Annotated in this window: 22 protein-coding genes; 9 read left to right on the top strand and 13 right to left on the bottom strand. The window is 71.5% G+C overall.

What is annotated here, in order from left to right; translation table 11 throughout:
* The first annotated feature begins 159 nt into the window (after positions 1-159).
* Both trpS and ACZ4VF_RS18105 read left to right on the top strand, forming a co-directional pair.
* Entirely contained in the window at positions 160-1,179 is a 1,020-nt protein-coding gene (gene trpS / locus ACZ4VF_RS18110; RefSeq protein WP_467926971.1) for a tryptophan--tRNA ligase, read from the top strand.
* 134 nt (positions 1,180-1,313) lie between these two features.
* A complete protein-coding gene (locus ACZ4VF_RS18105; RefSeq protein ID WP_467926970.1) occupies positions 1,314-1,898 on the top strand; it encodes a 2'-5' RNA ligase family protein in 585 nt (194 codons plus the stop codon).
* 6 nt (positions 1,899-1,904) lie between these two features.
* Here the strand turns inward: ACZ4VF_RS18105 and ACZ4VF_RS18100 are convergent, their stop codons facing one another.
* Entirely contained in the window at positions 1,905-2,660 is a 756-nt protein-coding gene (locus tag ACZ4VF_RS18100; protein ID WP_467926968.1) for a decaprenylphospho-beta-D-erythro-pentofuranosid-2-ulose 2-reductase, read from the bottom strand.
* Positions 2,661-2,745: 85 nt separating this feature from the next.
* On the opposite strand from ACZ4VF_RS18100, the gene ACZ4VF_RS18095 reads away from it, so the two are divergent.
* Positions 2,746-3,702 carry a YihY/virulence factor BrkB family protein gene (locus ACZ4VF_RS18095; protein ID WP_467926967.1) on the top strand — a complete coding sequence of 319 codons (957 nt, stop codon included), beginning with the start codon at positions 2,746-2,748 and terminating at the stop codon, positions 3,700-3,702.
* Here the strand turns inward: ACZ4VF_RS18095 and ACZ4VF_RS18090 are convergent.
* On the bottom strand, positions 3,650-4,888 hold the full coding sequence (locus ACZ4VF_RS18090) for a D-alanyl-D-alanine carboxypeptidase family protein (protein ID WP_467926966.1): 1,239 nt from the start codon (positions 4,886-4,888) through the stop codon (positions 3,650-3,652). The two genes, ACZ4VF_RS18095 and ACZ4VF_RS18090, sit on opposite strands and share 53 nt — an antisense overlap.
* 91 nt (positions 4,889-4,979) lie before the next feature.
* On the opposite strand from ACZ4VF_RS18090, the gene ACZ4VF_RS18085 reads away from it, so the two are divergent.
* Both ACZ4VF_RS18085 and ACZ4VF_RS18080 read left to right on the top strand, forming a co-directional pair.
* Positions 4,980-5,219 carry an SCO4848 family membrane protein gene (locus ACZ4VF_RS18085; protein ID WP_467926964.1) on the top strand — a complete coding sequence of 80 codons (240 nt, stop codon included), beginning with the start codon at positions 4,980-4,982 and terminating at the stop codon, positions 5,217-5,219.
* A 165-nt stretch (positions 5,220-5,384) separates the two neighbouring features.
* Positions 5,385-6,944: an ABC transporter substrate-binding protein gene (locus ACZ4VF_RS18080; protein WP_467926963.1), complete on the top strand. Its 1,560-nt coding sequence runs from the start codon at positions 5,385-5,387 to the stop codon at positions 6,942-6,944.
* Here the strand turns inward: ACZ4VF_RS18080 and ACZ4VF_RS18075 are convergent, their stop codons facing one another.
* The 11 genes from ACZ4VF_RS18075 to ACZ4VF_RS18025 form a co-directional block, all read right to left on the bottom strand.
* On the bottom strand, positions 6,945-7,562 hold the full coding sequence (locus tag ACZ4VF_RS18075; RefSeq protein ID WP_467926962.1) for a Uma2 family endonuclease: 618 nt from the start codon (positions 7,560-7,562) through the stop codon (positions 6,945-6,947).
* A gap of 90 nt (positions 7,563-7,652) precedes the next feature.
* Complete coding sequence (locus ACZ4VF_RS18070) at positions 7,653-8,393, bottom strand: TetR/AcrR family transcriptional regulator (RefSeq protein WP_467926960.1); 741 nt, start codon at positions 8,391-8,393, stop codon at positions 7,653-7,655.
* A gap of 11 nt (positions 8,394-8,404) precedes the next feature.
* Positions 8,405-8,956 carry a thiol-disulfide oxidoreductase DCC family protein gene (locus tag ACZ4VF_RS18065; RefSeq protein ID WP_467927371.1) on the bottom strand — a complete coding sequence of 184 codons (552 nt, stop codon included), beginning with the start codon at positions 8,954-8,956 and terminating at the stop codon, positions 8,405-8,407.
* 5 nt (positions 8,957-8,961) lie between these two features.
* A complete protein-coding gene (locus ACZ4VF_RS18060; RefSeq protein ID WP_467926959.1) occupies positions 8,962-9,369 on the bottom strand; it encodes a hypothetical protein in 408 nt (135 codons plus the stop codon).
* 81 nt (positions 9,370-9,450) lie between these two features.
* Complete coding sequence (locus ACZ4VF_RS18055) at positions 9,451-9,861, bottom strand: VOC family protein (RefSeq protein ID WP_467926958.1); 411 nt, start codon at positions 9,859-9,861, stop codon at positions 9,451-9,453.
* Positions 9,862-9,985: 124 nt separating this feature from the next.
* Entirely contained in the window at positions 9,986-11,356 is a 1,371-nt protein-coding gene (locus ACZ4VF_RS18050; RefSeq protein WP_467926956.1) for an FG-GAP and VCBS repeat-containing protein, read from the bottom strand.
* A 119-nt stretch (positions 11,357-11,475) separates the two neighbouring features.
* Complete coding sequence (locus ACZ4VF_RS18045) at positions 11,476-12,255, bottom strand: succinate dehydrogenase iron-sulfur subunit (protein WP_467926955.1); 780 nt, start codon at positions 12,253-12,255, stop codon at positions 11,476-11,478.
* Complete coding sequence (sdhA, locus tag ACZ4VF_RS18040) at positions 12,255-14,009, bottom strand: succinate dehydrogenase flavoprotein subunit (protein ID WP_467926954.1); 1,755 nt, start codon at positions 14,007-14,009, stop codon at positions 12,255-12,257. The genes ACZ4VF_RS18045 and sdhA overlap by 1 nt, the downstream gene beginning before the upstream one ends.
* A gap of 19 nt (positions 14,010-14,028) precedes the next feature.
* A complete protein-coding gene (locus tag ACZ4VF_RS18035; protein WP_467926953.1) occupies positions 14,029-14,511 on the bottom strand; it encodes a succinate dehydrogenase hydrophobic membrane anchor subunit in 483 nt (160 codons plus the stop codon).
* A 5-nt stretch (positions 14,512-14,516) separates the two neighbouring features.
* Entirely contained in the window at positions 14,517-14,897 is a 381-nt protein-coding gene (gene sdhC / locus ACZ4VF_RS18030) for a succinate dehydrogenase, cytochrome b556 subunit (protein WP_467926951.1), read from the bottom strand.
* A gap of 191 nt (positions 14,898-15,088) precedes the next feature.
* A complete protein-coding gene (locus ACZ4VF_RS18025) occupies positions 15,089-15,637 on the bottom strand; it encodes a 2-oxo-4-hydroxy-4-carboxy-5-ureidoimidazoline decarboxylase (protein WP_467926950.1) in 549 nt (182 codons plus the stop codon).
* Between the two features lie 217 nt (positions 15,638-15,854).
* On the opposite strand from ACZ4VF_RS18025, the gene ACZ4VF_RS18020 reads away from it, so the two are divergent.
* The 4 genes from ACZ4VF_RS18020 to ACZ4VF_RS18005 all read left to right on the top strand — a co-directional run bounded on the left by ACZ4VF_RS18020 (position 15,855) and on the right by ACZ4VF_RS18005 (position 19,559).
* Entirely contained in the window at positions 15,855-17,468 is a 1,614-nt protein-coding gene (locus ACZ4VF_RS18020) for a beta-N-acetylhexosaminidase (RefSeq protein ID WP_467926949.1), read from the top strand.
* Positions 17,469-17,614: 146 nt separating this feature from the next.
* On the top strand, positions 17,615-18,328 hold the full coding sequence (locus ACZ4VF_RS18015) for a DUF4328 domain-containing protein (RefSeq protein ID WP_467926947.1): 714 nt from the start codon (positions 17,615-17,617) through the stop codon (positions 18,326-18,328).
* Positions 18,329-18,420: 92 nt separating this feature from the next.
* Positions 18,421-19,008, top strand: a complete 588-nt coding sequence (locus ACZ4VF_RS18010; RefSeq protein ID WP_467926946.1) for a hypothetical protein — start codon at positions 18,421-18,423, stop codon at positions 19,006-19,008.
* A gap of 203 nt (positions 19,009-19,211) precedes the next feature.
* Positions 19,212-19,559 carry a hypothetical protein gene (locus tag ACZ4VF_RS18005; RefSeq protein ID WP_467927369.1) on the top strand — a complete coding sequence of 116 codons (348 nt, stop codon included), beginning with the start codon at positions 19,212-19,214 and terminating at the stop codon, positions 19,557-19,559.
* The last annotated feature ends 32 nt before the right edge of the window (positions 19,560-19,591 follow it).

Genomic DNA, 19,591 nt, shown 5'->3' with positions numbered 1-19,591 from the left:
CGTACCCCCCCCCCCCCCCCCCCCCCCCCCCCCCCCCCCCCCCCCCCCCCCCCCCCCCTGCCCCCCCCCCCCCCCCCCCCCCCCCCCCCCCCCCCCCCCCGGGCGGCCACAGGCGGCCCTCGTTCCCCACGCGCCGAACCCCTCACACTCTCTGCGACAATGAAAAGCATGGCTGACCGACCTCGCGTGCTCTCCGGCATCCAGCCCACGGCTGGCTCGTTCCACCTCGGCAACTACCTCGGTGCCGTCCGCCAGTGGGTGGCCCTGCAGGAGTCCCACGACGCCTTCTACATGGTCGTCGACCTGCACGCGATCACGGTCCCGCAGGACCCCGGGCAGCTGCGGGCCAACACCCGCCTCGCCGCCGCCCAGCTGCTGGCCGCCGGCCTGGACCCGGACCGCTGCACCCTCTTCGTGCAGAGCCACGTCCCCGAGCACGCCCAGCTCGCCTGGATCATGAACTGCCTCACCGGTTTCGGCGAGGCCGGCCGCATGACCCAGTTCAAGGACAAGTCCGCCAAGCAGGGCGCCGAGCGGGCCTCCGTCGGTCTGTTCACGTACCCGATCCTCCAGGTCGCGGACATCCTGCTGTACCAGGCCCACGAGGTGCCGGTCGGCGAGGACCAGCGCCAGCACATCGAGCTGACCCGTGACCTCGCCGAGCGCTTCAACGGCCGCTTCGGCGACACCTTCACGATCCCGAAGCCGTACATCCTGAAGGAGACGGCGAAGATCTACGACCTCCAGGACCCCACGGTCAAGATGAGCAAGTCGGCGTCCACGCCGAAGGGCCTCGTCAACCTCCTGGACGAGCCGAAGACCACGGCGAAGAAGGTCAAGAGCGCCGTCACCGACACGGACACGGTGATCCGCTACGACACCGAGAGCAAGCCGGGCATCTCCAACCTCCTCACCATCTACTCGACCCTCACCGGCACGTCGGTCGCCGAACTGGAGCGGCAGTACGAGGGCAAGATGTACGGCGCGCTCAAGACCGACCTCGCCGAGGTCATGGTCGAGTTCGTGACGCCGTTCCGGGAGCGCACCCAGCAGTATCTGGACGACTCCGAGACCCTCGACGCGATCCTCGCCAAGGGCGCGGAGAAGGCGCGCGCCGTCGCCGCCGAGACCCTCGCGCAGGCGTACGACCGCGTGGGCTTCCTCCCGGCCAAGCACTGAGGCGTACGACCGCACGGGTCCGCGCGGGCGGAGCGCTGCACATCACTTCCGCTGCGCCTGCCCACAGGACACTCATGGCCGTACAGTCATAGCCGACGGCAGAGCAGAAAACAGACACGACGACAGGAGACGACGTGGGGACCGTAACGATCGGCGTGTCGATCGCGGTCCCGGAGCCTCACGGCAGCCTGCTCCAGGAGCGGCGCGCGGGCTTCGGCGACGCCGCTGCTCACGGTATCCCCACACACGTCACGCTGCTGCCGCCGACCGAGGTGGAGGAGGCCGACCTGCCGGCCGTCGACGCGCACCTCGCCGAGGTCGCCGCGGCGGGCCGGCCGTTCCCGATGCGGCTCTCCGGCACCGGCACCTTCCGGCCCCTGTCGCCGGTGGTCTACGTGCGGGTCGCGCAGGGCGCGGAAACCTGCGCCCGGCTCCAGCAGCGGATCCGGGACACCTCCGGACCGGTGGCGCGCGAGCTGCAGTTCCCGTACCACCCGCATGTCACCGTCGCCCACGGCATCGAGGACGCGGCGATGGACCGCGCCTTCGAGGAACTGGCCGGCTTCGAGGCCGAGTGGCCGTGTACCGGCTTCGCGCTGTACGAGCAGGGCGCCGACGGGGTGTGGCGCAAGCTGCGCGAGTACACGTTCGGGGGGACCGTCGTACCGCCCCAGCCGGGCCACGCGGAGGTCGAACGGGGCACGATCGCCCGCCGCTAGGCCCCGTCAGACCGCCAGCCTCCGGTACACCGCCCGGGGCACGTGCCGCAGCACCCACATCACCGGGCGCAGCGCCCCCGGCGCCCAGACAGTCTCCGAGCGGCGGCGCAGCCCCAGTTCGACGGCCGTGGCGACCGCCTCCGGCGTCGTCGCGAGCAGGGTCTGCGAGCGGCCGGCCGTCCTCCGCGTCCGGACGAAGCCGGGGCGTACGACCATCACGTGCACGCCGGTGCCGTGCAACGCGTCGCCGAGGCCCTGCGCGAAGGCGTCGAGGCCGGCCTTGCTGGAGCCGTAGATGAAGTCGGCGCGGCGGGCGCGCTCGGCGGCCGCGGCGGACAGGACGACGAGGGAGCCGTGGCCCTGGGCCTGGAGGGCACGACCGGCGACCAGGCCCGCCGAGACGGCCCCCGTGTAGTTGGTCTGGGCGACCTGGACCGCGCGGACCGGGTCGCGCTCGTCGTGCGCCTGGTCGCCGAGGACGCCGAAGGCGAGCAGCACCATGTCGACGGGCCCCTCGGCGAACACCTTGCCGAGGGCGGCCTCGTGGGACGCGGGGTCGAGCGCGTCGAAGGCGAGTGTGTGGACGTCCGCGCCGAGCGCCCGCAGGCTCCCGGCGGCGTTCTCCAGTGCGAGGGAGGGGCGGCCCGCCAGCCACACCGTGCGGGTCCGGCGGGCGATCAGCCGGCGCGCGGTGGCCAGCGCGATCTCGGACGTGCCGCCGAGGACGAGCAGGGACTGGGGCAGTTCGGTGGCATCCTTCATGACAGTTGACCGTATCGCCCTCATATGACCGTTCGGGCGGAGAAACGCGGTGTTGACGTTCCCGCGCAGCGGGCAGAGTCGGATCATGGACTGGCTGAAGAAGCTGCCCGGCATCGGGCCGATCGTCACCCGGCTGACCATCACCCACGCGTGGCGGTCCTACGAGCGGCTGGACCGGGTGAAGTGGACCCGGCTGGCCGCCGCCATGACGTTCGTCAGCTTCGTCGCGCTGTTCCCGCTGCTGACCGTGGCCGCCGCGATCACCGCCACCACGCTCAGCCCGGCCCGCCAGAAGACCGTGGAACAGCGGATCGCCGACCAGTTCCCGGGCCTGGCCGACCAGCTGGACCTCACCTCCCTGGTGCAGAACGCGGGCACCGTCGGGGTCATCGCGGGCGCCGTGCTGCTGTTCACCGGCATCGGCTGGGTCGGCCAGGTGCGGGACTGCCTGCGCGCGGTGTGGGAGCTGCCCGACCGCGAGGAGAACCCGGTCGTCACCAAGGCCAAGGACGCCGGCATCCTGCTCGGCCTCGGCGGTGCCCTGCTGGTCACCCTCGCCGCGTCCACCCTCGCCTCCGCCGCCGTCGGCTGGCTCTCCCGGCGGATCGGCCTCGAAGAACACGGCTGGGGCAGCGCGCTGCTGACCGTCGCCGCGTTCGCCGTCGCCGTCCTCGCCGACTTCCTGGTCCTGCTCTACGCCCTGACCCTGCTGCCCGGCGTCGAACCGCCGCGCCGCCGCCTGCTGGTCGCCGCCCTGCTCGGCGCGGTCGGATTCGAACTGCTGAAACTGCTGCTCAGCGGCTACGTCCAGGGAGTCGCCGCGAAGAGCATGTACGGCGCGTTCGGGGTGCCCGTGGCACTGCTGCTGTGGATCAACTTCACCTGCAAACTGGTCCTGTTCTGCGCCTCCTGGACGGCGACGGGCAGCAAGGCGGCCGAGGTCGAGGCGCCGGAGGCCGCGGAGGCCGAGGAGACGGAGGAGGGGGAGGTCAGGGGCGGGTCCGACGGCGCATCAGGTCCGGCAGCGGCCACCGGCGGTTGACCAGGAACGCCCCGCCGCCGAGCAGCACCAGCAGCCCGCCCGCGACGGCCAGGGCGATCCCGGCGCCGCCGGCGCCGGACCCGGTGGAGGCGCTCGCCGCCGCCTTCCCGCCCGACCCGCCGCCCTCCGCCTGCCCGGGGTGCGCCGACGCGCCGGCACCGGGCTGAGCGGTGCCCGGCGCGGCGCTCTTCGGCGGCACCAGCTCACCCACCGGGCCGACCTTCCCGGCCGCCCGGAAACCCCAGTCGAACAGCTTCGCGGTCTCCTTGTAGACCTCGTTGTGCTCGTGCTTGCGCGGGTTCATCACCGTGACCAGCAGCACCTTGCCGCCCCGCTCGGCGACCCCCGTGAAGGTGGCGCCCGCGTTCGTGGTGTTGCCGTTCTTCACGCCCGCGATGCCCTGGTAGACGGGGACGTCGCTGTCGCCGCTCAGCAGCCGGTTGGTGTTCCGGATCTCGCCGGAGCCGAACGTCGCGCTGACGGTCGAGCAGTACTCCCGGAAGTCCTTCTTCTGCAGCCCGGAGCGGGCGAACAGCGTCAGGTCGTACGCCGACGACACCTGGCCCGGTGCGTCGTAGCCGTCCGGCGAGACCACGTGCGTGTCCGTCGCCCGGAGTTCCTCGGCGTGGTCCTGCATGTCCCGGACGGTCTGCCGGACACCGCCGTTCATCGCGGACAGCACGTGCACCGCGTCGTTGCCCGAGCGCAGGAACACCCCGAGCCACAGGTCGTGGACGGAGTAGCTGGTGCCCTCCTTTATCCCGACCACGCTGGAGCCGACGCCCACGCCCGCGAGGTCCGACGGCACCACCTTGTGCCGGGTGCCCTGCGGGAAGCGGGGCAGCACGGTGTCCGCGAACAGCATCTTCAGGGTGCTCGCCGGAGGCAGCGGCCAGTGCGCGTTGTGCGCCGCGAGGACCTCGCCCGACTCCGCGTCGGACACGATCCAGGACCGCGCGGTGAGGTCCTTGGGCAGCACGGGGACACCGGGGGCGAGGTTGACCTGCGTGCCCGGCATCCCCAGCCGGGCGCCGCCCACGGCGGACATCCGGGCCGGGGGCGTGGCCGCCGGGCCGGTGGAGGGGGTCGACGCGGCGAGCGCGGCGGGCGCGGTGACGGACAGGGAGAGCAGGGCGGCGCAGGAGACCAGCAGGGCTCGGCGGCCGGTCGTCTTCGGGGCGGGCACGGTCGGGAACGTACCCGCACCGGACCGCGAAGTCCCGTTTCCGGCCCCACCCCCGACACGGGCCCGGACCCCGGACGGCGATACTGGACGCATGAAGCTCAGCCGCCCCATCTCCTGGTTCCTGCTCGCCTTCGGGGTGTGGAGCTGGATCATCTGGATCACTTTCATCAAGAACCTGACCAAGGACAGCAGCGGGCTCGCCTTCGACGACGGTCACCCGACCGCGTACTTCTGGGTGCACCTGCTGCTGGCCGTCGCTTCCTTCGTATGGGGGACGGTCATCGGGGTCATCGGGTTGCGCGGGCTGCGCGCACTGCGCCGGAAGTCATAGCGGGGGACCGGTCGTCACGGTCGTCGAACCGGCCGCGCACGCGCGTGACCAGGTCCTTACCCACCGTTTCCCCACAACTGGACAGAAAGCCCTTCCGCACGGTGAAACCCGTGTGGTTAGGTGAGCCGCGTCACTCAAGGGGAAGTGGCTGGGGAGGGCGTCACCATGCGATCTGTTCGCATGCGGATTCTCGTGGCACTGCTCGTGCTCGCCGTCGTGGGGATCGGCGGCTGGCAGCTGCTGCCGTCGCAGGGGAACAAGAACCGGACCATCACCGTCGGCACGACGGACGCGGTCACCGCACTCGACCCGGCCGGCGCCTACGACGCCGGTTCGTGGGCGCTGTTCAGCAACGTGTTCCAGTCGCTGCTGACCTTCGAGCCGGGCGGGGCCGAGCCGGTCCCGGACGCGGCACGGAGCTGCGCCTTCGAGGGCAGCGGCCTGAAGACGTACCGGTGCACCCTGCGTTCCGGGATCACCTTCCCGAGCGGGCGCGCCATGACCGCCGAGGACGTGAAGTACTCCTTCGAGCGGGTCAGGGCGATCAACTCCGAGGTCGGTCCGGCGTCCCTGTTCGGCACGCTCGCCTCGGTGACCGCCGACGACGCGCACACCGTCACCTTCCACCTCTCGTCCGCGGACGCCACCTTCCCGCTGAAGGTCGCCACCGGCGCCGGCTCGATCGTGGACAGGGAGAAGTACCCGGCCGACGCCCTGCGCACGGACACCGCCGTCGACGGCACCGGCCCGTACACACTGACGGCGTACACGAAGGGCCAGAAGGCCGAGCTGGCCCCCAACAAGCGCTACACGGGCGCTCTGAGCGGCACCGGCCGCCCCGTCGAGCTGCGCTACTACGCCGACTCCGCCCGGCTCGACCAGGCCTGGCGGGCCCGTCGCATCGACGTCGCCACCCGGACCCTGCCTCCGCACGTGCTCGCCGAGCTGAACCCGAGCGACCCCCGGCAGCGGGTCACCGAGTCCGACAGCGCCGAGACCCGCAACCTGTACCTCAACACCCGCTCCCGCTCCCCGCTGCACGACCCGCGGGTGCGCCGGGCGATGGCCTGGCTGGTCGACCGCGAGCGGCTGGCCGCGACGGTCTACGAGGGCACGGTCGACCCGCTGTACTCGCTGATCCCGACCGGGATCACCGGCCACACCACGTCGTTCTTCGACAACTACCCCACCCGGAGCACCCGGAGGGCCCGCGAGCTGCTCACCGAGGCCGGGGCGAGCCTGCCGGTGCGCTTCACCCTGGGCTACGGCACCGGCCGGGGCGAGGGCGCCGAGGAGGCCGCCGAGCTGAAGAGGCAGCTGGAGGCGAGCGGCCTGTTCCACGTGGACGTCAGGGGGTACGAGTGGACCGACTTCCAGAAGCGCTGGTCCGCCGGGAAGATGGACGCGTGGGCGGTCGGCTGGGTGGCGGACTATCCCGACCCGGACACCTTCGGCGCCGCGCTCGTCGGCACCGGCTCCACCATGAGCACCGGGTACAGCAACAAGCTGGTCGACCATCTCGTCCTGGACAGCCAGCAGTTCGCCGACCGCGGCCGGGCCGCGAAGGACTTCAAGGACATCCAGGCGGCCGTCACCGAGGACGTCCCGCTGATCCCGCTGTGGCAGCGCAAGGAGTACGTGGTCAGCACGGAGGACGTGGGCGGCGGCCAGTACCTGACGGACGGCACGGGGGTGTTCCGGCTGTGGCGGCTGAACTGGATCTGATCAGTCGGCCTTCCTCTGCCCGGCCTTGATGATCTGCTCGACGTCCAGGGTGACCTTCGCGCCGATGGAGTCGGGCAGCGTGACGGTCTCCCCCGGAGCGTGGACACGGTGGTTCGTGTACTCGCTCCCTTCGGGGTCGGTGAGCACGTGCAGGCGCTGGTGCTTGCGGTCGACCACGAGGTAGACGGGCACCTTCGCCCCGGCGTACGCCCCGACCTTGGTCTTCAGGTCGTCCCGCCAGTTGCGGGAGGTGACCTCCAGGACGAGGCGGAAGCAGACCGGGTCGTAGGCGTTGTTCTCGATGAAGTGGTCGTGGATGTCGGCGTCCACGACCGCCAGATCGGGGATGCAGTAGTCCTCGTCGCCGGTGGGGAGCTTGAGCGCGACGTTCTGGACGACCTTGCTCTCCTCGCCGTGGAGTCCGGCTGCGGCGAAGGGGAGCACGAGATCCGTCAGGACGATGGCGTGGGGGGCATCCGGTGAAGGGGTCACGAGGAGGTGGCCTCCGATGATCTCGACGCGGTAGCCCGGATGGCGCTCCATGATCTCGTCGGCGATGGCCGTCAGGGAGAACGGCTCGTCGGCGTCGAACGGCTGCTCGACGGATGCAGCGGACATCGCGTGCCTCCCAGGGGCTGGTGTCGAGAGCATCATCGTAGGCAGCGGGAACCCCAGGTGTCCCGTTCCCGCGCGTTCACCCGAAAGTGATCACTCCTCCCGTGTGCGCCCCGGATCCGGCAGCACCCTCGTCATGCCCGGCAGGAAGTCCGTGAACAGCTCGTGCACCTCCAGCACCAGCGGCCGCAGCACCCGGAACCGGGCCAGGGAGACGCCCCGGGCGGTCAGCCGGGCCCCCCGCCGGGCCAGCCGGTAGCTGCGCTCGCGCCCCTCCGTGCGGTCGAAGACCCAGTACAGGACCAGGCCCATCTGGGAGAGCCACATCAGCTCGGGGAGGACTTCGCGGAGCTCGGGGGCCACCTTGGACTTCGAGCCGGCCAGCACCTCGCGGTGGACGCTGATGGCCTGCTCGCGGGCGTGCTCGCTCTCCGGGGAGAAGGGGCTGAGCGGGCTGTCGGGGTCGGCGGCGTTCTTGAAGAACTGGACGGCGAACTCGTGGTACGGCCGGGCGATGTCCAGCCAGGCGGTCAGCACACCGGCGAGCCGCGCCTCCAGGTCCGTCTCCCGGTCCAGGACCTCGCGGACCGCCGCCCGGTGCTCGGCGGCGATCCGGTCGTAGAAGCCCTGGATCAGGTGTTCCTTGCCCTCGAAGTAGTAGTAGGCGTTGCCGACGGAGACCCCGGCCTCCTTGGCGATGGCCCGCATGGTGGTCTTGTCGTACCCGCGCTCCTGGAACAACCGCATGGCGGTCTCCAGGATCAGCGCACGGGTCTGCTCGGACTTGCTGCTCTGGGGGCCGGCCGCACCGGGGCCGTCGTTCTTCGCGGGCACGGTAGAAGAGCCTAACGACTGGCGGGAGCGGGCCCTGGGCAGGACGGCGTGGAGCAGGACGGTGCGGGGGAGTGGGTCCAGCCCGTGCGGGGGTGGTACGACCAGCCGTCCGCCCTCCGGTACACCTGCCCGCCCCACTGCCCGCCTCCCCACGGGCCGCCGCGTGCCTGCGCGTCCCGCCACTTCGCCGCGGCGAGCACGGCTCCCCGGGCCAGTTTCGCGCCCGCCGGGGTGGCGAGCCGGTGGGCGAGGCCGCGGTGCTCGCGCAGCGCCCACAGGACGACGATCCAGGCACGCGAGCCCCGGTAGACCTGCCCGGAGTCGCCGACGACGGTGACCTCGTCGAGGGTGGCCGCGTGGTCGAGCCCCGGGAAGCGGGCCCGGGCCTCGGCCGAGCCGGCCGCCACCAGCTCCAGCGGCACCAGCTGGGACTGCCGGGCCAGCCAGTCGCGCAGGTGCCTGCACAGGACGCAGCCGGCGTCGTACAGGACGGTCAGGCCCCGGACCGGGACGCCCGCGGCGCCCCGGCCGGCGGCGGTGGCCGCGGTGGTCGTGCCGGTCACGGCCGTCACGCCCCGGCCGTCGGGGCGATCCACTCCTGCGGGGTGACCGGGGGCAGCTGCTCCCGCTCCATGACCCCGCGCCGGCGGATCCGGTTGAGCACGTAGACGTTGCCCAGGTGCATCACCCCGAGCACCAGCAGGACCACACCCAGCTTGGTCGACAGGGCCTCGAAGATGCCGCGGGTGTCCTCGATCGTCTCGTCGTTCCCCAGGTACAGCGCCACGAAGCCCAGGTTGACCAGGTAGAAGCCGACCACCAGGAGGTGGTTCACGGCGTCCGCGAGCTTCTCGTTGCCGCGCAGGACGTCGGCCAGGAAGATCCGGCCGTTGCGGCTGAGCGTCCGGGCCACCCAGACGGTCAGCGCGACGCTGACGACCAGGTAGATGACGTAGGCGATGACGGTGCGGTCCATGCCCCACCCCTTCTTGAACGCGTTCAAAACGCTGACAGGACGACTGTAGCCCTGTTTTTGAACGCGTTCAACCGAGGGGGCTCAGGTTCTGCGGGCCAGCGCCGGGCGCTTGGTGTAGTCCGTGAAGCCGAGGATGTTCCCCCAGGGGTCGGCGATCTCCACGGTCCAGCCCGTGGCCGCCTGGAGGATCTCGTCCAGGGGCTCGATCCCCGCGGCGGCCAGCTCCCGCGCCGCCGCCCGGGCGTCCGGCACCTCCAGCCAGATCCGCGGCGAGGGCCACGGGGGCGTCCGGTGCCGCAGCTCCTCCTCGGCGCGCAGCAGGATGCCGGGCGTCTCCGCGCCGACCTTCAGCAGGGCGATCCCGGCCTCGTCGAACCGGAAGCCCACGGTGAACCCGGCCCGCTCGTAGAAGGCGACCGCCTCGCCGAGGTCGCCGACGGGGAGCAGCACGTTGTCGAAACCGAGCAGTTCGTACGACTCTTCGTCTGACATGTCGTCAGATTAGGAGCAGTGGTCCCGGGAAGCGAGGAGCCCCACCGGAGCGGACTCCGGTGGGGCTCGTCGGGGGACCCTTCAGCGGCTCACCGGGGGAATCGGCTCACCGGGGCGGACCGGCTCACTGCGGGAAGGCCGGGTCCAGGTCGGACTGCGAGGCGCCGCTCGTCGTGATGCCCTTGGCGCTCGCGCGCAGCAGCACGCCCGGGCGGTAGAGGTCGCCGGAGACCAGCAGGTCCGCGTCGCCGTCCCGGTCGAAGTCGCGCAGGCGGACGAAGAGCCCGAGCATCTCGGAGTCGGTCGGGTCGCCCGGCACGCCTGCCGTGGCCCGGGTGAACCACTGGGAGCCGGTGCCGGTCAGACCGCTCCTGCCGCCCCGCAGGACGTGCACACCGCCCGCGTTCTCCACCGAGCCGGACTCCTCCTCGGGCACGCCGACCGCGAGGTCCGGGTAGCCGTCGCGGTTGGTGTCGCCGGCGGAGAGCGCGTACCCGAACCGGTCGTTCTTCGTCGCCGCCGTCGCCACTCCGGAGGTGGACTGGGTCAGCCGGTAGGAGGTGGTCGGGCCGCTCGCGCCGCCGCGCAGCACCACCACGGCACCGGCGCCCTTGTTGTACGGCTTGTCGCTGACGGCCAGGTCGCCGTAGCCGTTCTTGTCGAAGTCGGCGATCACGCCGGTCGCCTGGAAGTCCACCTGCGAGGCGTTGTACGTCGTGTAGGCGCCGCGCTTGGGGGTGGAGCCGCCCTGCACGAACCATGCCGCCTGGACCATCTTGCCGTGCTCGTAGCCCTGGCCCAGCACGTAGAGGTCGGTGGCCTTGTCCTTGGTGACCCTGCCGGCGACGATCATGCTCGGCTCCAGCACGTGGGCGCCGCTGGGGCTGACCTCCAGCTTGCTGACGCTGCCCGTCGTACCGGCCTGGGAGAAGCCGCCCCGGTAGACGAAGAGGGTGCCGGTGACGTCGGCGACGGCCAGGTCCGGCTTGCCGTCACCGTTGAAGTCGCCGGCGGCGAGGGCCGCGCCGAACGCGGTGGTGGACTTGGCCGGGATCCGCGTGGCCTTCGCGCCGAGGCCCGCCTTGGCGCCCCACAGGATGGTGACGGCGCCGGCCCCGGCCTTGGTGCCGACCTTTTCGCTGCTGTCGGCGACGGCGAGGTCGGCGTACCCGTCCCCGTTGAGGTCGGCGTTCGCGACCTGGTCGCCGAAGGTGTCGGCGTAGTCGCCGGCGTCGCCGGCCTTGCCCGGGATGTTGGGGCTGTCCTGGGTGAACCGCACCGTCTTCGGGCCGGGACCGGTCGCGGTGCCGTAGGTGACGGTGACCTCGCCGCCCCAGCCGGACGCGTAGTCCCGGTAGCCGTCGCCGTTGAAGTCGTCGGCGTACTTGGCGGGGGTCGCCACGGCGGCGGCCGGGCCGGCCGCGAGGGTGAGCAGCCCGCCGGTGAGCGAGAGGGCCGTGGCCGTCGCCACGGCGAGCTTTCTGTGCGTGCGCATGTGTCTCCTTGATCGCGTATCCAGGAGACGCACGAGGGGCTCGGACAGTTGTACGGCGAGGGCCCCGTCCCCGGTGCGTGACCGGGGACGGGGCCCAGGGAGCCGTGGCCGTACGGCGGTCAGTAGCGACGCGTGATCAGCGCGCGCTTGACCTCCTGGATCGCCTTCGTGACCTCGATACCGCGCGGGCAGGCGTCCGTGCAGTTGAAGGTCGTGCGGCAGCGCCACACGCCGTCGCGGTCGTTGAGGATCTCCAGGCGCTGCTCGCCCGCCTCGTCCCGGCTGTCGAAGATGAACCGGTGGGCGTTCACGATCGCGGCCGGACCGAAGTACTGGCCGTCGTTCCAGAACACCGGGCAGGAGGAGGTGCAGGCCGCGCAGAGGATGCACTTCGTCGTGTCGTCGAAGCGCTCGCGGTCCTCGGCGGACTGCAGCCGCTCACGGGTCGGCTCGTTCGTGTCCTTGGTGACCAGGAACGGCATGACGTCCCGGTACGCCTGGAAGAACGGCTCCATGTCCACGACCAGGTCCTTCAGGACCGTGAGGCCCTTGATGGGCTCGACCGTGATCGGCTTCTCGGGGTTGATGTCCTTGATCAGCGTCTTGCAGGCAAGGCGGTTCTTGCCGTTGATCCGCATCGCGTCCGAGCCGCAGATGCCGTGCGCGCACGAGCGGCGGAAGGTGAGGGTGCCGTCGACGTCCCACTTGATCTTGTGGAGGCCGTCGAGGACACGCTCCTTCGGGTCGATCTCCAGCTGGAAGTCTTCCCAGACCGCCTCGCCCGAGACCTCCGGGTTGAACCGGCGGATCCGGAAGGTGACGGTGATGTAGGGGGAGTCGGCGAAGCCGGGCTCGGGCCGGCCGGCCGCGTCCGCCTTGTCCAGAACAGGGGTAGCCATCAGTACTTACGCTCCATCGGCTGGTAGCGGGTCTGGACGACCGGCTTGTAGTCGAGACGGACGGTTTCCGAGCCGTCGGCGCCGACCTCGCGGTACGCCATGGTGTGGCGCATGAAGTTGACGTCGTCGCGGTTCGGGTAGTCCTCGCGGTAGTGACCGCCGCGGGACTCCTTGCGGGCCAGCGCCGAGACGGCCATGACCTCGGCCAGGTCCAGCAGGTTGCCCAGCTCGATGGCCTCCAGCAGGTCCGTGTTGAACCGCTTGCCCTTGTCCTGGATCGCCACGTTCTGGTACCGCTCGCGCAGCTCGGCGATCTTCTCGACGGCCGTCTTGATCGTCTGCTCGGTGCGGAACACCATGACGTTGGCGTCCATGGTCTCCTGCAGCTCACGGCGCAGGGTCGCCACCCGCTCGCTGCCCGTGGAGTTGCGCAGCCGCTCGATCTGCTCGACCACGAACGACTCCGGGTTCTCCGGCAGCTCGACGTAGTCGGCCTTCGCCGAGTACTCGGCCGCGGCGATGCCCGCGCGGCGGCCGAAGACGTTGATGTCCAGCAGCGAGTTGGTGCCGAGGCGGTTGGCGCCGTGCACGGAGACACAGGCGACCTCGCCGGCCGCGTACAGGCCCGGGACGACGGTGGTGTTGTCCGCCAGGACCTCACCCTCGACGTTCGTCGGGATGCCGCCCATCGCGTAGTGCGCGGTCGGCTGGATCGGGATCGGGTCCGTGTACGGCTCGATACCGAGGTACGTGCGCGCGAACTCGGTGATGTCCGGGAGCTTGGCGTCCAGCTGCTCCGGCGGCAGGTGGGTCAGGTCCAGGTACACGTGGTCGCCCTCGGGACCGCAGCCGCGGCCCTCGCGGATCTCCGTGTAGATGGAGCGGGACACGACGTCGCGGGACGCCAGGTCCTTCATGACGGGAGCGTACTTCTCCATGAAGCGCTCGCCGTCCTTGTTGCGCAGGATGCCGCCCTCGCCGCGGGCGCCCTCGGTGAGCAGGATGCCCATGCGCCAGATGCCGGTCGGGTGGAACTGGAAGAACTCCATGTCCTCCAGCGGGAGCCCGCGCCGGTAGACCGCCGCCTGGCCGTCACCGGTCAGGGTGTGGGCGTTCGACGTCACCTTGAAGAACTTGCCGCAGCCGCCGGAGGCGTAGATGACGGCCTTCGCCTGGAAGACGTGGATCTCGCCGGTGGCCAGCTCGTAGGCGACGACACCGGCCGACCGCTTGACGCCGTCGACCTCGGTGATCAGCTGGTCCAGGACGTAGAACTCGTTGAAGAACTCCACGCCCTCCTTGACGCAGTTCTGGTACAGCGTCTGGAGGATCATGTGGCCGGTGCGGTCCGCGGCGTAGCAGGACCGGCGGACCGGGGCCTCGCCGTGGTTGCGGGAGTGACCGCCGAAGCGGCGCTGGTCGATGGTGCCGTTCGGCGTCCGGTTGAACGGCAGGCCCATCTTCTCCAGGTCGAGGACGGCGTCGATGGCCTCCTTCGCCAGGATCTCGGCGGCGTCCTGGTCGACCAGGTAGTCACCGCCCTTGACCGTGTCGAAGGTGTGCCACTCCCAGTTGTCCTCCTCCACGTTGGCCAGCGCGGCGGCCATGCCGCCCTGCGCGGCGCCCGTGTGGGAGCGGGTGGGGTAGAGCTTGGTCAGGACCGCGGTGCGGCTGCGCTTCGTCGCCTCGATGGCGGCGCGCATGCCCGCGCCGCCGGCGCCGACGATGACGGTGTCGTACTTGTGGATCTTCATGTTTCTCGCAGCCCCGTGCCTAGCGGATGTTCGGGTCGAAGGTGAAGATCACCAGCGTGCCCAGCAGGATGGTGAACACCGTGGCGGTGTAGAGCAGGCCCTTGAGCCACAGCCGGCTGTTCGGCCGCTCCGCGTAGTCGTTGATGACCGTGCGCAGGCCGTTGGCGCCGTGCAGCATCGCCAGCCACAGCATCAGCAGGTCCCAGACCTGCCAGAACGGGGACGCCCAGCGGCCCGCCACGAAGGCGAAGCCGATCTTGGACACGCCACCGTCCAGCACGAGCTGGATGAGCAGGTGGCCGATCACGAGGACGACCAGCACGATGCCGGACAGGCGCATGAACAGCCAGGCCGCCAGCTCGAAGTTGCCCCGGGTCGACTTCGGGGACTTCTTGGTGCGCTTGCGCGGGGCCTCGATCAGCGGGGCCGGGTTGTCGACGGAGTAGACGGGGGCGCCCTCGACGGGGCCGACTCCGGAGGCCGCGGTTTCAGTCGTGGACATCGGCGTCAGCTCCCAAACAGGACACGGTAGGCGTGACCGAGGACCGGGTAGATCGCCCCGGCCATCAGCACGATCCAGACACCCATCACGGTCCAGAACATCTGCTTCTGGTAGCGCGGGCCCTTCGACCAGAAGTCGACGGCGATGACGCGCAGGCCGTTGAGCGCGTGGAAGAGGATGGCGGCGACGAGGCCGTACTCCAGCAGCGCGACGATCGGCGTCTTGTACGTGGCTACGACCTTGTCGTAGTCCTCGGGGGAGACACGCACGAGAGCGGTGTCCAGCACGTGAACGAACAGGAAGAAGAAAATGAGGACGCCGGTGACTCGGTGAGCCACCCAGGACCACATTCCTTCCCGGCCGCGGTACAGCGTTCCAGCCGGCACGGAAGAACCCTCCGGGAGCGGGGACTAGGGCCGCGCCGGCTTCACTGTCGGTCGGGCCCGGCCGGGTACGGTCCACCGGCCCTCTGCATCGTAGCGAGGCCCTGCGCCGTGCTTTACGGGGGGCCTACCGGTGTGATCAAAGTGGCATCGGATGGGCTATCGCGGCGCCGCCACCAGGGTGGGATGTCGCGCTATTTGCCAGGTGTGGGGGTGTTTGCGCTGTTCGCGCAGCTCCCCGCGCCCCGCAGCAGGACCACCAGCCGTCCTCTCGCCAGGCGCCGCACCTCCTCGGCCGCCACCACCCGTTCCTCCTCCGGATCGTTCGTCAATCGTGACCGGATCGCTTCCAGGAGGCGGTCGATGACCTCGTCCGGGGGGACGTCGCCCAGGTAGATGACGAACGCGTGTCCGAATCGGGCCTCGTAGGCCGCGTGGGCGGCGCCGAGGGCCGTGTGGGCCGCCGAGTAGGTGCCCTCGGGCAGCTCCGGCAGGGACTCGCCGGCCAGGGCCTCGGCCAGATCGGCGGGGGAGAGGTCGTACGCCGCCTCGTCCGCCGCGGCCAGCAGGGCGTCCAGGTCGGGGTAGGGGCGGTGGTCGGCCAGCCGGTGGGCCCAGCGCACGCTGCGCAGGCAGTGCAGGAGAAGGGCGCGGGCCTCGTCGGCGCGGGCGGTGTTGAAGGCGTCGAGAGGTGTGGGGAGATACGGCAGGCGGTGGGCGGGCAGCGTGGGTCCTCGCGTCACATGTGGTGTGGCAGGGGATGCTGTGAAAGGTGTGTCGCCAGATTATCGAGAGTGGTCACGCTGTGTCCGAGGGATACCTGAAATTCACTCGGACGGGAGAGTTTGGGACCGCCTGGATGACGGATGAGCCGCGGATCGGTCGTACGTTGGCAGAGTGACCCAGCACAGGCACAGGCGCCGGGGCTCGGCGCGGCAGGTGATACGGAAGCGGGCGGTCGTGACCGCCGCGTTCGTCGGGACGGTCGCGCTCGGCACGGGCGTCGGCGTGTGGGCCTCGTCGGACGGGGGCGGCGGAACGCCCGGGAGCGGCGCGCGGCAGTCGTCGTCCGGGCGGGTGGCCGGCACCGGCGCCGACCCGGACGAACCCGGCACGCCGTCGCCGGCCAGCCCCAGCCCGAGCAGGTCGTACCCGCTCTCCCGGGCCCCGCGCACCATACCCGCGGTCCGCTCCCACACCCCGGCGCGCGGCCCCGGCTGGACTCCGCGGCACGGCGAGCGGGTCGTGGTGAGCGACGCCGGGCTGGCCGACGAGGGGCGGCTGATAGCCGGGGAGCTGGGGCTGACCTACGCGGGGCGGAAGGACGACGTACGGGCGGGCGACGTACGGCTCGCGCTCGGCGGCGGGGGCGGGAACCAGGAGTCGTACACCATGACCGTCCGGGGCGGGCGGGTCGACATCAGCGGGCCCGGCGAGGCGGGCGTCTTCTACGGCACCCGCACCCTGAAGCAGGAGGTCCACGGCGGCGGTACGGCTCCGGAGGGCGTCGTACGCGACCAGCCGGCCAAGCCGGTGCGCGGTCTCATGCTGGACATCGCTCGCAAACCGTTCACCGAGTCCTGGATCGAGGACCGGATACGCGAGCTGGGGGACCTGAAGTACAACGAGCTGGGCCTGCACTTCTCCGACGACCAGGCCTTCCGGATCGAGTCCGCCAGCCACCCGGAGATCGTCTCCAAGGACCACCTGACCAAGGAACAGGTCCGGCGGATCGTGGCGCTGGCCGAGAGCCGGCACATCACCGTCGTACCCGAGATCGACTCGCCGGGGCACCTGGGCGCCGTCATCGCGGCCCACCCCGATCTGCAGCTGCGCAACGCGAACGGGGTGGCCACCCGGGGCGCCGTCGACATCTCCGAGCCGGCCTCCGCGCAGATCGTCGACGACCTGCTGAACGAGTACGCAGGCCTCTTCCCCGGCAGCCAGTGGCACCTGGGCGGGGACGAGTACCAGGCGCTCACCGTGCGGGACCCGCAGGCCTCCTACCCGCAGCTGGCCGCCGCCGCCCGGCAGCGGTTCGGCTCCGGCGGGACCGTCGCCGACCTGGCCACCGGCTGGCTCAACGACCGTGCCGCCACCGTCCGCGCCCACGACCGGACCGTCCGGGCCTGGAACGACGGCTTCTTCCGCGGCACCTCCGTCCAGCCCGACCAGGACATCCGGGTGGCGTACTGGACCGGCAAGGAGATCGGCGCCCGGCCGCCGGCGGAGTACCTGGCCGCGGGGCGGAAGGTCCTCAACTACAACGACGAGTTCCTCTACTACGTCCTGGGGCAGCCCCAGACCTTCGTCTACCCGACCGGACAGCGGATCTACGAGCAGTGGACGCCCCGGGTGCTGCGCGGCACCACCGCCGTTCCGGCCCGCTACGACGGGCAGATCCTCGGCGGGTCGTTCGCGGTCTGGTGCGACTTCCCGAACGCGCAGACCGAGGCGCAGGTCGCCGCGGGCATCCGGATGCCGCTGCGGGCCACCGTGCAGAAGCTGTGGGACCCGGGAAAACCGGCGCTGAGCTGGGCGGACTTCAGGAAGCTGGCGGACCGGCTGGGCTGAGAGCCGCGGAGCACCCCCAAGGTCCCCGGGGAGTGCCGAGAACCGAGTGGACGCGCGGTGGCGTCCGATCGTATGTTCCGGTGTCCGCGCGTCCGGTTCGGGGAGAGCCGTACGCCGTCTCAGATCTCACTCGGGGGACCTCCTTCATGACCACACCCATGCCCGCACCCGTGCCGCCGTACCCCGCCTCGCCCGGCGCCCGGCTGCGCTCGCCGGCCGCGCTAGGCCGGGCCGCCACCGTGCTGTTCGGACTGGTCATCGCCACCGACCTGTTCGCCTGCTACGCCGACCTGCTGGAGGCGAACGTCACGGGTGACATCGCCGGCGGCGCCGCCGGCGCCGCGGTGATCGACCGGGCGGACCACGCGGACACGCTCTACAGCGCCGCCGGCATCTCGCAGGGCGTGGCGCTGGTGGCCACGGCCGTCGTCTACCTGTGCTGGCTGTGGCGCATCCGGGTGAACGCCGAGGTGTTCGACGCCTCCCGGCACAGGATGAAGCGCGGCTGGACGATCGGCGCCTGGTTCTGCCCGGTCGTGAACTTGTGGTTCCCGCGCCGGATCGTCGCGGACAGCTGGGACGCCAGCGCGCCCTGGGGCTCGCGGTCCGGGCACACGCCGGTCAACGCCTGGTGGACGCTGTGGATCGCCGGCATCGTCGTGGGCCGGATCGCGGACACCACCTCGCGGCACGCCGAGACGGCGGAGGAACTGCGCCAGGCCGCGCACGTGATGCTCTTCTCCGACGCCCTCGACATCGTGTCCGCGGTGCTCGCCGCCGTGGTGGTCGTCCGGCTGACCCGGATGCAGGAGCGCAAGGTGCTCTCCGGCGAGCTGTTGCAGGCCCCCGCGGTTGGCTGAAAACACCCGACTGTGACACTCCCGCCCCGTCGCACGCAGTTAGGGGAAGTGCGGGCTCCGTATCGGTCGGTGCCCTGGCGAGGGAGACATTCATGAGCCTGGTGGAACAGATCGCACAGGCCGACGAACGTGGACTGGCCGCCAGTGGGCTGGCTTGTTTGGATCGGTGTCTGCCGCTGCTCGGCGGCGACGACGAGCTGCTGCGCCCCCTGTGGGCGCGCCTCGCCGACGGCTCCGACTGGGCCGGGGACCTGTCCCGGGTGCGGGAGGCGCTCGGCTCCGCCGGCCCCGACGACGACGAGGCCGCGCGGCTCGCCCGCCGGATGCTGGAGTCGGCCCCGGCCGGGCGCACCGCCGACGCGCTGCGGCCCTGGGCCGACGCCTGCTCGGTCGCCTCCCTCCGCGTCCACCGGATCCTCGACCCCGCCACCGCCGACGGCCCGGCCCCCGCAGGCGTTCCGCTCCCGGCCGATCCGGACGCCGGGCGCGCGGGCGACACCGCGGACCTGCCGCCGCTCGTCGGCGCCGAGCTGCGCCGCCAGGCCGCGGTGCTGGAACTCCTCGCGGGCCACGGCGCGCAGGGGCTGCGCCGGGCGCTGGACGTGTCGGTGGAGGGCCGCCGGGTGCTGCGCGCGGTGGTCTCCCGCCGGGCCCGCAGCGCCGCGGAACCGGGGGCCTGACCCGGCCGTGTGACCTTCGTGCGGTGGGACCGGGGTGGTCCTGCGACGGTTGGCGGGACGTTTGGGGAAAGGTCCCGGAACCCAGTGACGGAACGGCGCCCCCGCTCGCTCTCCCCTATGTGACAGCCGATCTGACAGCTCATGTGACGGCCCGCTACGGGACAGTACGGCAGGAGACCAGGCCGCAGGCCGCCGCCAAGCCGGTGCGGTGGGCGGCGGACGCGGTCGCGACCATGCGCGAGGGTGCGCGGGTACGGCTCGACTACTCGGCGCAGAGCCTGTGGCGGGTGGACCGGATGATCGAGGAGATACGCCGCGAGGGCCCGCCGTACGCGGCCGTCGAGAGCGTGCTGCGCGGCTTCGGCGCGTACGCCGGGGAGGTGATCGTCCGGCAGACCGGCGCCGAGTGGTGGGCGACCGGCGGCGAACACTGGCTGCGTACGCCCGACGGCCGGCTGTGGGACCCCATCGACGAGGCCCGCCGCTGCTACGGCGGCCACGGCTCGCTCCGGCTGCTGTGCCGGGACGCGACCGCGAGTGCCTCCGGCTGAGCGGGCCGCCCGGAGCCGTCCCCCGCTGTGAC

Source organism: Streptomyces sp. NPDC029151 (genome assembly GCF_055564315.1).
Note: the sequence above shows the minus strand (reverse complement) of the source record. Positions and strands in the feature narration are given on the sequence as shown.

Bases quoted from the DNA above. Each gene is read 5' to 3' on its own strand.
- trpS (WP_467926971.1), top strand. From the start codon at position 160: ATGAAAAGCATGGCTGACCGACCTCGCGTGCTCTCCGGCATCCAGCCC.
- ACZ4VF_RS18100 (WP_467926968.1), bottom strand. From the start codon at position 2,660: ATGAAGGATGCCACCGAACTGCCCCAGTCCCTGCTCGTCCTCGGCGGC.
- ACZ4VF_RS18095 (WP_467926967.1), top strand. From the start codon at position 2,746: ATGGACTGGCTGAAGAAGCTGCCCGGCATCGGGCCGATCGTCACCCGG.
- ACZ4VF_RS18085 (WP_467926964.1), top strand. From the start codon at position 4,980: ATGAAGCTCAGCCGCCCCATCTCCTGGTTCCTGCTCGCCTTCGGGGTG.
- ACZ4VF_RS18080 (WP_467926963.1), top strand. From the start codon at position 5,385: ATGCGATCTGTTCGCATGCGGATTCTCGTGGCACTGCTCGTGCTCGCC.
- ACZ4VF_RS18075 (WP_467926962.1), bottom strand. From the start codon at position 7,562: ATGTCCGCTGCATCCGTCGAGCAGCCGTTCGACGCCGACGAGCCGTTC.
- ACZ4VF_RS18060 (WP_467926959.1), bottom strand. From the start codon at position 9,369: ATGGACCGCACCGTCATCGCCTACGTCATCTACCTGGTCGTCAGCGTC.
- ACZ4VF_RS18055 (WP_467926958.1), bottom strand. From the start codon at position 9,861: ATGTCAGACGAAGAGTCGTACGAACTGCTCGGTTTCGACAACGTGCTG.
- ACZ4VF_RS18050 (WP_467926956.1), bottom strand. From the start codon at position 11,356: ATGCGCACGCACAGAAAGCTCGCCGTGGCGACGGCCACGGCCCTCTCG.
- ACZ4VF_RS18045 (WP_467926955.1), bottom strand. From the start codon at position 12,255: ATGGCTACCCCTGTTCTGGACAAGGCGGACGCGGCCGGCCGGCCCGAG.
- sdhA (WP_467926954.1), bottom strand. From the start codon at position 14,009: ATGAAGATCCACAAGTACGACACCGTCATCGTCGGCGCCGGCGGCGCG.
- ACZ4VF_RS18035 (WP_467926953.1), bottom strand. From the start codon at position 14,511: ATGTCCACGACTGAAACCGCGGCCTCCGGAGTCGGCCCCGTCGAGGGC.
- ACZ4VF_RS18015 (WP_467926947.1), top strand. From the start codon at position 17,615: ATGACCACACCCATGCCCGCACCCGTGCCGCCGTACCCCGCCTCGCCC.
- ACZ4VF_RS18010 (WP_467926946.1), top strand. From the start codon at position 18,421: ATGAGCCTGGTGGAACAGATCGCACAGGCCGACGAACGTGGACTGGCC.